Source organism: Streptomyces sp. NRRL S-495 (genome assembly GCF_000966955.1).
GTDB classification, from domain to species: domain Bacteria; phylum Actinomycetota; class Actinomycetes; order Streptomycetales; family Streptomycetaceae; genus Kitasatospora; species Kitasatospora purpeofusca.
Map to the genome: position 1 here is coordinate 1 of NZ_JZWY01000212.1, position 6,804 is coordinate 6,804.

5 protein-coding genes and 1 pseudogene are annotated in these 6,804 nt (G+C 75.1%); 3 read left to right on the forward strand and 3 right to left on the reverse strand.

Going from position 1 to position 6,804, the window contains the following annotated elements; genetic code table 11:
- Positions 1-294: 294 nt before the first annotated feature.
- From VR45_RS13190 to VR45_RS13200, 3 genes are all read right to left on the reverse strand, one after another.
- Positions 295-1,317, reverse strand: coding sequence for an MBL fold metallo-hydrolase (locus VR45_RS13190; RefSeq protein WP_045939912.1), 1,023 nt, complete (start codon positions 1,315-1,317; stop codon positions 295-297).
- 165 nt (positions 1,318-1,482) lie between these two features.
- Positions 1,483-2,229: a hypothetical protein gene (locus tag VR45_RS13195; protein ID WP_045939913.1), complete on the reverse strand. Its 747-nt coding sequence runs from the start codon at positions 2,227-2,229 to the stop codon at positions 1,483-1,485.
- A gap of 211 nt (positions 2,230-2,440) precedes the next feature.
- A complete protein-coding gene (locus VR45_RS13200; protein ID WP_045939914.1) occupies positions 2,441-3,361 on the reverse strand; it encodes a GNAT family N-acetyltransferase in 921 nt (306 codons plus the stop codon).
- Between the two features lie 263 nt (positions 3,362-3,624).
- Here VR45_RS13200 and VR45_RS44020 point away from each other — a divergent pair.
- The 3 genes and pseudogenes from VR45_RS44020 to VR45_RS13220 form a co-directional block, all read left to right on the forward strand.
- Positions 3,625-4,916, forward strand: a pseudogene (locus VR45_RS44020) (DUF692 domain-containing protein); the annotation flags it as partial.
- 340 nt (positions 4,917-5,256) lie between these two features.
- Positions 5,257-6,309 carry a TIGR04222 domain-containing membrane protein gene (locus VR45_RS13215; RefSeq protein WP_045939915.1) on the forward strand — a complete coding sequence of 351 codons (1,053 nt, stop codon included), beginning with the start codon at positions 5,257-5,259 and terminating at the stop codon, positions 6,307-6,309.
- A gap of 98 nt (positions 6,310-6,407) precedes the next feature.
- Positions 6,408-6,804, forward strand: a 397-nt coding sequence (locus VR45_RS13220) for a TIGR04222 domain-containing membrane protein (protein ID WP_045939918.1), incomplete at its 3' end; no start/stop codon positions are given.

A 6,804-nucleotide genomic window follows, 5' to 3' on the forward strand; every position in this document is an offset into this window, starting at 1 on the left:
GGTCTGCCCCTCGGCGGCGCGGGCGCGTTCGGCGGCCAGGCCCGAGGCGGCCTCGGCGGCGTCGGCCCGGGCCACCGCGCGCGAGCGGCCGCGCGCCAGGAGCGCGGCGGCCACGAGCGCGGCGAGCGCGATCAGCGCCAGGGCCGGTACCAGGAACTGCGTCATCGACGTCCTCGGAGTTTCCTTGTACGAAGAACGGGCTCGGTCGGGTTGCCGCCGGCCGGCTGCCGCGGGCCGGGGCTCAGGTGCCGTGGGTCAGGTGTCGTGGGTCGGGGTTCGGGCCGTGGTCGGGGCTCAGGCCGTGGCGGGGCCGTCCGCGCGCGGGCGGGGCGCCCGGCGGTCGGCGTCCTCGTCGATCTCACGGGCCACCAGCGCCACCTGGTTCATCGCTTCCAGGATGTTCGGCACCTCGTTGCCGTCCAGGTGCCGGTACTCGGCGGCGACGGTGAGCACCAGCCGCTCGGGCAGGCCGAGTTCGGGGTACCGCTGCTCGGCGATGATCCGGCGGGCCGCGTCCAGCGCGGTGAGCCCGGCGGCGTGCAGGGCGTGGGTGCGCTCGCGGACGTGACCGAGGTAGGCGATGTGCTCGTGGACGCCCGGGCGGTCGAGCACCGGTCCGTGGCCGGGCACGATGATCCGGGCGCCGGTGGCCAGGATCCGCTCGCAGGCGGCGATGACGTTCTCCAGCGGACCGGCCCAGTGCGAGGGGTGGTCGCCGGGCTGGGCGGCGGTCGAGCCGAAGATCACGTCACCGGTGAACACCGCGCGCTGGTGCGGGAGGTGGACGATGAGGTCGCCGCCGGTGTGGGCGGCGGGCAGGCCGGTGATCTGCACCGGGTACTCCCCCACCCGCAGTTCCAGTTCGCCCTGGAAGACGGTGTCCGGGTGGACGGGATCGGTCCCGGACCAGTCGAACTGCCCGAAGTGGCGCCGGAGGTAGTCGCCGAGCGGCGAGTCCGGGTCGCTCCCGGTGACCAGCGCGTGGGTCTGCTGGGGCGTCGGCTCCCAGTGGATGTGCTCCAGCGCCTCGCGGGTGGCGATCACCTCGGCGTCCGGCAGCACGCCCGCGCCCCAGAGGTGGTCGCCGTTGGCGTGGGTGACGACGATCCGGTCGACGTCCACGCCGTCGGCCAGCCGCTTGCGGCTCTCGGCGAGGAACTCGGCGGCCAGCGAGGGGTCGTAGGGGGTGTCGATCCACAACGCGGTCCGTTGCCCGGCGAGCAGTCCGCAGTTGGCCAGTCCCCAGCCCCGCTTCGGCGGGAGCCAGACGTACAGGTCCTCGGCAATCGCGCTCACGTTCGCACGGTTGATCGTCATGGGCGCGATTATGCCGATGATGTGACAGCGGTGGAGCGAAACCCTGGCGTTTTCGGCCATTCCCCGACCCGGACTCTCCCGTCCCGCCCCTTTCCTCCCGGTTCGCTGCCCGCGGCCGTTCCGGGATCCGGTCAGCGCGCGCCCGGGTGGACGGCCGACGCCCGGTCAGCCGGACGGCAGGACGCGGCAGACCTCCACCGTCACGTCCACGGTGTCCAGGCCGATCACCCGGCCCTCGACGGCGACGAATCCCTTCTCCCCCGAGCGGAACAGCACGGCCAGCGGGGACTGCCGCCCGGCCGCCGCGAGCGCCTCCACCGCCATCGCCGAACCGAAGGCGAAGACCCCGCAGAGCACCACGCAGGGCGCCTGCCGGGAGGTCCGGGTGACGAACACGAAGCCGTGGTCGCGGACGAGTTCGTCGGCCGCGTTGTACTGCGCCTCGAAGGCCATCCCGCCCCAGCGGGCCCGGGCCGCCTGCGGGTGCTCCAGGCTGAAGTCCGGGAAGGCGGTGGCCAGGACGCCCGCCGAGTAGGCGTTCACGCTCGGCCCGCCGACCGAGAAGGTCGGCATCCGCGGGTCCTGCGCGCCCGCGGTGACCAGCTCGATGGTGGCCTTGCGGTTGATCTTCCGCAGCAGGTCGGTGAGTTCGGCGATGGCCCGCGCCTCGGCCATCGGCATGAACAGCACGTTCCGGGGCCCCCGACTGGTGAGCCGGCAGCCGTCCTTGGCGTAGGCGAACTCGCCCACGTCGATACTCGGGGTGACTATCTGCACCCGGCTGTACGGGCCCAGCAGCGCGCGCAGGAAGCCGTAGCGCAGGAAGAGTCGGGTCCGGGCGAGCGACCGTGCCGCGAGAAAGCCGATCACGGCCGGAACGAACCCGACCAGGATCTGGAGCAGGATCTCCATGGCACCCCCGCGATGACTCGGGCACGAACTGTCGGCGCCGATGTGATGCCCCGTAGAGCCCCGGGAACTCCCGAGCCGGGCCGAGACCCGGCGCCCGCGCCCGGCCGCGCACCCGATTCACCCGTCCGGCTCAGTCCACCGACCCGGCGAGCGTCACTCTCCGTCGTCCCCGGCCGGGACGGGGTCCGCCCCCGGCCGGGACCGGCCCCCGTCAGCCGTCCAGGCGCTTGATGAACTTCCGCTCGCTCGCGCAGCGTTCGTAGCCCAGCCAGGCGTTGATCGCCAGCATCGGCGCATTGGTCGCGTCGTTCGAGGTGTACGCGTGCCGCAGACCGGCCTCCCGGGCCAGGCGCAGCGACTCCAGTTTGGCGAGCTTGGCCAGCCCCCGGCCGCGGAAGTCCCGGTGGCAGGCGGTGAACGCCGACCAGTACCGGTCCGCGCCGTCCGTGTGGACGGCGGTGAACGCGGCCGGCCGGCCGTCGACCGCGGCCACGACACTCAGCGCGGCGTCGAAGGCCGGGCGGTGCCACTCGCCCGCCAGCCACTCGTCGTAGTCGGCGGCGTCCATCACGACCTCGCCCGGCTCGTCCCGGATCGCGTCCGCCTCGACCAGGAACACCGGGTGCGGGTCGGCCGCCCAGGCGCCCGCCGGGCGCAGCTCGACGCCGGCCGGCCGCGGCGGGGCCTCCGGCAGCGGACGGGCGAGGTCCCGGGCGCCGAAGTGGGCGATCCGCCCCTCGGTGAAGCCCCGGGCCGCGGCGAAGGCGCGCGGACCGGGCTCCTCGTCCACCCAGCTGTGCAGTTCGACCACGCCGTGCGCGGCGAGGTGCCGCTCGGCGGCGGCCAGCAGCGCGGTGAAGGCGCCGCGCCGCCGGTACTCGGGCAGGACACTGCCGTTGGCGTGGCCGACGCCGGTCGTGCTGGTCCCGGTCACTACCCCGCAGCGGACCGAGCCGACCACCCGGCCGTCCAGCTCCGCGACGAAGGTGCGGTAGTGGCCCTTCGTCTGCTGGGCGTTCAGCCAGACGAACATCTCGGGCGCCTCGACCAGGTGTTCACGCCCGGCCCGGTGGGCGGCCGCCACGGCATCGGCGTCCTCGGGGCGGAAGTCACGAATCGTCAGCGGTGTCATAGCTGCGTCACAGTAGCCACCATCGGTCCGCCTGCGAACCCGTTTTCCACCGCAACCCTCCCCACCAGCGGCGATGCGGGAAATTCGGGCCGAGGTCGCGGATTGACTCAACGCCAAGCTCAAGTAATGCTCTGAGATGACCGGCCGAGGCTTGGCAGCCGCACAGTCCGGGGACATGCTCAGCACCACAGCCCGGTGGCCCTGGCGACGAGGCCCGCGCCGACCGACGGCTTTCCACCCAGCCCTCCGAAGGGGGCGCACCGATGACTTCCCCCGCCCTGCGGACCGCTCCGCAGCCGCCCGCAACGACGACGGGCACCACGACCGACACCACCACCGGCACCGGCACTGGCGTCGGCACCACCACTGGCACCGGAACCACCGCAACCGCGCGCCGGCTCGGCGTCGGCCTCGGCTGGCGCAGCGAGATCGACACCGTGGTCGAGCGGCAGCCCGGCCTGGACTGGGTCGAGGTCGTAGCCGAGAACATCTGCGACGGCCACCTCCCCGCATCCCTGCGGATCCTGCTCGACCGGGGCCTCACCGTGGTCCCGCACGGTGTCGGGCTCGGCCTCGGCGGCGCCGACCGGCCCGACCCGGCCCGGCTGGCCAAGCTCGCCGGGACGGCCGCGCTGCTCGGCTCCCCGGTGGTCACCGAGCACCTGGCGTTCGTCCGGGCCGGCGGCCTGGAGGCCGGCCACCTGCTGCCGGTGCCGCGCTCGCGCGACGCCCTGCGGGTGGTCGCCGAGAACGTGCGGATCGCCCAGGACCAGCTGCCGGTGCCGCTGGCGCTGGAGAACATCGCCGCCCAGCTGGCCTGGCCGGACGACGAGCTGACCGAGGGGCAGTTCCTGGCCGAGCTGGTCGAGCGGACCGGGGTCCGGCTGCTGATCGACGTCGCCAATCTGCACACCAACCGGGTCAACCTCGGCATCGACCCGGCCGCCGAACTGGACCGGCTGCCGCTGGAGGCGCTCGCCTACGTGCACATCGCGGGCGGCACCATGGTCGACGGCGTCTGGCACGACACCCACGCCCACCCGGTCACCGAACCGGTGCTGGAGGTGCTGGCCGAGCTGTGCGCCAGGGTCGCGCCGCCCGGGGTGCTGCTGGAGCGCGACGCCGCGTTCCCGCCGCCGGCCGAGCTGGCAGCCGAACTCGACGCCGTCCGGCGGGTGCTGGAGGGCGGCCGGTGACCGCCGCCCTCGGCGCGGACACCGCCGTGTCCGGCACCGACACCACGTCCGGCCCCGACACTGCTCCCGCCACCGACACCGCTTCCGCCACCGACGCCGCGCGGGCCCGGCTGGCGGCCCGGCAGACCGAACTGCTCACCGCCCTGGTGGCCGGCGGCCCGGTGCCGCCCGGCTTCGACCCGGCGCAGGTGCGCGCCCAGGCGACCGGCCTGGCCGCCAAGCGACGCGACACCGCCGCCAAGGTGGCCCCGGACCTGCCCCGCCTGCTCGGCGCGCAGTACGGGCCGCTGTTCCTCACCTACGCCCGCAGCCGTCCGCAGACCGGCGGCTACCGCGCCGACGCCCGGGCCTTCGCCGAATGGGCGCTCACCGAGCGCCCGGAACCGTCCGAGGACCAGCGGCGGGCCCTGGAACGCTGGCTCCACCCGGCGCCCGAGGAACGGTCCGAACGCCGGTCAGGCCCGCTCGCCCGCCTGCGCCACGCCCTGCGGCCCGGCCGGGACGCCTGAGCCCCGCGCCCGCACCCGCACCCGCACCCGTAACCGCACCACTCCCTCAGCACCCGTGCCCGTCCGCCCCGACGCCGCGCCCACCCGGGCCGCGCGTCCGTCCGGACCGCACGCCGGAACCGCCCCACCACCGCCCCACGACGGCGCCACGCGCGCCCGAACCATGTCTCACCACCCGGGGGAACCACTCATGTGGCACAACACCTACTACCTCGTGCCCGGCGTCCTGCTGGCCGCCACCGCGCTCCTCGCCTGGCAGGCCAAGCAGGCCGCACGGCGCGTCAGCAACCCCAAGGGCCTGCCCGGCCGCGGCATCGCCCTGCTCGAAGCCGCCTTCCTGGCCGGGGGCCCGGGCCGGGTCTTCGACACCGCCCTGGTCCGGATGCACCGGCGCGGCCACATCGTGGTCAGCCGCTCCCGACTGGTCACGCTGACCGCGACCGAGCCCGCCGACGAGGTCGACGGCGCGATCGTCGACGCGATCGGCCCGTCCCGCAGCCGGGACCTCGACTCGCTGCGCGTCGCGGTGATGCGCGCGCCCGCCGTCCAGGCCATCGGCGACGCCCTGGCCGCCCGGGGACTGCTGCGCAACCCGGAGCGGCTGCGCCGGGCCCGGACCGCACACCGGAGGATCTGGCTCGCCCTGGCGGTCACCGCGGTGTTCGCCGTCGCCGCCCCGCTGCTGGACTCCGACGAGCCGGGCAGCGACCACGCCGCACTCTGGATCCCGCTGCTGCTGCTCGTCCTCGGCCTGGTCTCGCTGCTGGTCACCCGGCCGCCCAAGGGCCGGGTCACCCCGGCCGGGCGCCGCCAGCTCGGGCTGATGGACACCGGCAAGCCCTGGCAGCCGCACCACGGCGCGTTCGTGAGCGGCGCCGACGCCGTCCTGCTCGGCGCCGTCGCGATCGGCGGCCTGGCCCTGCTCGGTGCCGACGGCCTCGGCGACGCGGAACTGCACGAGGCGATGCTCGCCGCGGCGGCCGCCGACCAGTCGGCCCGGGCCGTCGCCGCCTCCGCCGGCACCGGCTCCTCGTCCTCCGGCTCCTCCTGCTCGACCGGCCCCACCGCCTGGTGCGGCTCCTCCTCCGACTCCTCGGACTCCTCCGGTTCCTCCGGTTCCTCGGGTTCGGGCTGCGGCAGCTCCTTCAGCTGCTCCTCGGGCTCCTCCGGCTGCGGCTCCTCCTCGGGCTCCAGCTGCGGCGGGGGCTCCAGCTGCGGCGGCGGCGGGGGCTGCGGATCCTGAGCCCCGACCGGAGCCGACGGCCCACCGGACGTCACAGTTCGGTATCGCGCTCCGGGAAGGCGTTCCGCGTGCGGCGCGGCCGGGACTACAACAACCCCATGTGGTTGCTCTTCCTCCTCCCGGCCTGCGTCGCCGCGGTGCTCTCCTGCGTCCGGCTCGTCCGGGCGACCGCCACCGCCGACGCGCTGTCCGGTCAGGAGGGCCCCCGGCCGTCCGAGGCGGTCGGGATCGGGCTGTACGAGACGGCGTACCTGGCCGGCGGACCGGACCGGGTGGTCGAACTCGCGCTCGTCCTGATGGCCTCCCGGGGGCGGCTGCACCTCGCCCACACCGGCTGGACCACGGTCGTCGACCCGCGCGGCCGCAGCCGGCTGGAGCGCGCGGTGATCGCCACCGTCGGCCCCGAGGGCCAGTGCCGCACCGACGACCTGCGGCTGGCGATGGCCGCGCACCCCACCGTGCTGGAGATCGGCAGCCGGCTCTCGCTCGCCGGGC